Origin of the sequence: Micromonospora sp. NPDC047527 (assembly GCF_040643015.1) — a bacterium.
GTDB lineage: Bacteria > Actinomycetota > Actinomycetes > Mycobacteriales > Micromonosporaceae > Micromonospora.
The window spans coordinates 1-4067 of record NZ_JBEYTK010000019.1; the positions used below are offsets into that span (position 1 = coordinate 1).

The following is a 4067-nucleotide window of genomic DNA, read 5'->3' on the forward strand; positions in this document are numbered from 1 at the left end:
TCTGTACTGATATTTCTGGGGGGGGGTGGGGGGCCGGCGTACCGGCCCCCGACCGCTCACCTCAGACCTCTTCGACCGAGCTCGGCTCGCGCCGGGACAGGTCGATGCCCAGCTCCTCAGCGGCCCGGAACACCTCGTCGTCGGTCTCGCGCATCTCCAGGGCCACACCGTCGCTGGACAGCACCTCAACGTTGAGGCACAGCGACTGCAGCTCCTTGAGCAGCACCTTGAACGACTCCGGGATGCCCGGCTCCGGGATGTTCTCGCCCTTGACGATGGCCTCGTAGACCTTCACCCGGCCAAGAACGTCGTCGGACTTGATCGTGAGCAGCTCCTGCAGGGCGTACGCGGCGCCGTACGCCTGCATCGCCCAGCACTCCATCTCACCGAAACGCTGACCACCGAACTGCGCCTTACCACCCAGCGGCTGCTGCGTGATCATCGAGTACGGGCCGGTCGACCGAGCGTGGATCTTGTCGTCGACCAGGTGGTTGAGCTTCAGGATGTAGATGTAGCCGACCGCGATCGGGTCCGGCAACGGCTCGCCGGAGCGACCGTCGTACAGCTGCGCCTTGCCACTGGAACCGATCAGCTGGTTGCCGTCACGGTTCGGCAGCGTCGACGCCAGCAGGCCGGAGATCTCGGCCTCGCGGGCACCGTCGAAGACCGGGGTGGCCACGTTCGTGTCCCCCTCGGACTCGTGCGCGTCGATCGAGCGCAGCTGCCGCTTCCAGTCCGTGTCGTCGCCCTCGACCTTCCAACCGGTCTTGGCCACCCAGCCGAGGTGCGTCTCCAGCACCTGGCCGATGTTCATCCGGCTCGGCACACCCAGCGGGTTGAGCACGATGTCGACCGGGGTGCCGTCCTCCAGGAACGGCATGTCCTCGATCGGCAGGATCTTCGAGATGACGCCCTTGTTGCCGTGCCGGCCGGCGAGCTTGTCGCCGTCCTGGATCTTGCGCTTCTGGGCGACGTAGACCCGGACCAGCTCGTTGACACCCGGCGGCAGCTCGTCGCCGTCCTCGCGGGAGAACGTGCGCACACCGATGACCGTGCCGGTCTCGCCGTGCGGCACCTTCAGCGAGGTGTCCCGAACCTCGCGCGCCTTCTCACCGAAGATCGCGCGGAGCAGGCGCTCCTCCGGGGTCAGCTCGGTCTCGCCCTTGGGCGTGACCTTGCCGACCAGGATGTCGCCGGGGACGACCTCGGCACCGATCCGGATGATGCCGCGCTCGTCGAGGTCCGCGAGCATTTCCTCGCTGACGTTCGGGATGTCGCGGGTGATCTCCTCCGGGCCGAGCTTGGTGTCCCGGGCGTCGACCTCGTGCTCCTCGATGTGGATCGAGGTGAGCACGTCCTGCTGCACGAGGCGCTGCGACAGGATGATCGCGTCCTCGTAGTTGTGGCCCTCCCAGCACATGAACGCCACGAGCAGGTTGCGCCCGAGCGCCATCTCGCCCTCGTCGGTGCACGGCCCGTCGGCGATGACCTGACCGGCCTCGACGCGGTCGCCCTCGAAGACCACCGGCTTCTGGTTGACGCAGGAGCCGGCGTTGGAACGGCGGAACTTGTGCAGCAGGTACGTCCGGCGGTGGCCGTCGTCCTGGTGGATGGTGACGTAGTCGGCGCAGAGATCCTCGATCACACCGCCGACCTCGGCGACCACCACGTCGCCAGCGTCGACCGCGGCCCGGTACTCCATGCCCGTACCCACCAGCGGCGCCTCGGCCTTGACCAGCGGCACCGCCTGGCGCTGCATGTTCGCGCCCATCAGTGCCCGGTTGGCGTCGTCGTGCTCGAGGAACGGGATCATGGCGGTCGCGACCGAGGTCATCTGCCGGGGCGAGACGTCCATGTAGTCGACGGCACCGGGGACGACGTCCTCGGTCTCGCCGCCCTTACGACGACACAGCACCCGGTCCTCGGCGAACGTGCCATCGGCCTGCAGCGGCGCGTTGGCCTGGGCCTTGACGAACCGGTCCTCCTCGTCCGCGGTCAGGTAGTCGATCTGGTCGGTGACCCGACCGTCGACGACCTTCCGGTACGGCGTCTCGATGAAGCCGAACGGGTTGACCCGGGCGAAGGTGGACAGCGCGCCGATCAGGCCGATGTTCGGGCCTTCCGGCGTCTCGATCGGGCACATCCGGCCGTAGTGGGACGGGTGCACGTCGCGGACCTCGAAGCCGGCCCGCTCCCGGGACAGACCACCCGGGCCGAGCGCGCTCAGCCGGCGCCGGTGGGTAAGACCCGCCAGCGGGTTGGTCTGGTCCATGAACTGGGACAGCTGCGACGTCCCGAAGAACTCCTTGATCGCCGCCACCACCGGGCGGATGTTGATCAGGGTCTGCGGGGTGATCGCCTCGACGTCCTGCGTGGTCATCCGCTCGCGGACGACCCGCTCCATCCGGGACAGGCCGACCCGAACCTGGTTCTGGATCAGCTCACCCACGGTCCGCAGGCGCCGGTTGCCGAAGTGGTCGATGTCGTCGGCCTCGTAGCCATCCTCACCGGCGTGCAGCCGGCACAGGTACTCCACGGTGGCGACAACGTCGTCCTCGGTCAGCGTGCCGGTGGTGATCGGCACGTCGACTTCGAGCTTCTTGTTGAACTTGTAGCGCCCGACCTTGGCGACGTCGTACCTCTTCGGGTTGAAGAAGAGGTTGTCGAGCAGGGTCTGGGCGTTCTCGCGCGTCGGCGGCTCGCCAGGGCGCAGCTTGCGGTAGATGTCGAGCAGGGCCTCGTCCTGGCCGGCGATGTGGTCCTTCTCGAGCGTGGTCATCATCAGCTCGGACCAGCCGAACCGCTCGCGGATCCGCTCAGCCGACCATCCGATGGCCTTGAGCAGGACGGTGACGGCCTGCCGACGCTTGCGGTCGATGCGTACGCCGACCGTGTCACGCTTGTCGATGTCGAACTCCAGCCAGGCACCCCGACTCGGGATGACCTTGACGCTGGAGAGGTCGCGGTCGGAGGTCTTGTCCGGCTCCTTGGAGAAGTACACACCCGGAGACCGGACGAGCTGGCTGACCACGACGCGCTCGGTGCCGTTGATGACGAAGGTGCCCTTGGGCGTCATCATCGGGAAGTCGCCCATGAACACCGTCTGGCTCTTGATCTCGCCAGTGGTGTTGTTGGTGAACTCCGCGGTGACGAAGAGCGGAGCGCAGTAGGTCAGGTCCTTCTCCTTGCACTCCTCGATCGAGGCCTTGACCTCGTCGAAGCGCGGCGCCGAGAAGGAGAGTGACATGGTGCCGGAGAAGTCCTCAATGGGACTGATCTCTTCGAGGATCTCCGCGAGACCCGAGCGTGCGTGCGGGTCGTCCGCCGACCGGCCCTGCCAACCCTCGTTGCCGACGAGCCAGTCGAAGGACTCGTTCTGAATGGCGAGGAGGTTGGGGACCTCGAGGTGTTCGGTGATCCTGCCGAATGAAACTCGGCGGGGCGCGAAAGCGCTCGACGTACGACTGGTCTTCGCAGGGCGGGAAGCTGCCAAGATGCGTCCTTCCGAGGACCGGTGCTGCAGAACGGCTGGTACGCGTGCACTCCAATGACCCCACCAGAAATATCCGTAACCGGACATTTCCGAGCAGGGGTCTAGTCGGAAGGCAGCGCAAACTAGCAGTGTAGCCGAGAGGCTAACCGCTGTCCAGCCCAACCCACAGGTCGTTGCGGAACGTGCCTCGGCCCCCGTGAACCGGGGCTTGCCGGGCCGCTCAGAACGCAACGCTCCCGCTGGGCCGCTCGGGATGCTGCGGTCGATGGTGCCGCCGCTGTCATACCCACATCGTGGCCGTCGCAAGCGCGGTGTCTTGCTGGTGTCAGCGTGCCTGGCAGGCCGGTGCCGCGTCAAGGCCCGGTATCCGGGTCGTCACTTCTTTCCCACCTGGGGGCGACCCGCGACCCTCATCCGGGTGGTCGGGCGACACTCCTCGGCACCCAGCTCAGGACGGCTGTCACCCGATCCACCAACACGGCGGGGGGGGGGCGGAGGGGGGGGGGCGGGCGCCCGGCCGGGCTGGTGGGGGGGGGGGGGGGGGGGGGGGCGGGGGGGGGGGGGGGGGGGGGAT

The 4067-nt window shown here is 67.6% G+C and carries 1 protein-coding gene; it reads right to left on the reverse strand.

Features of this window, described 5'->3' with window-relative positions; all coding sequences use genetic code 11:
- Nucleotides 1-61: 61 nt before the first annotated feature.
- Nucleotides 62-3493 (reverse strand): DNA-directed RNA polymerase subunit beta, encoded by a 3432-nt coding sequence (locus ABZ808_RS30855; RefSeq protein ID WP_357012920.1) that lies wholly within the window; start codon nt 3491-3493, stop codon nt 62-64.
- Between the last annotated feature and the right edge of the window lie 574 nt (nt 3494-4067).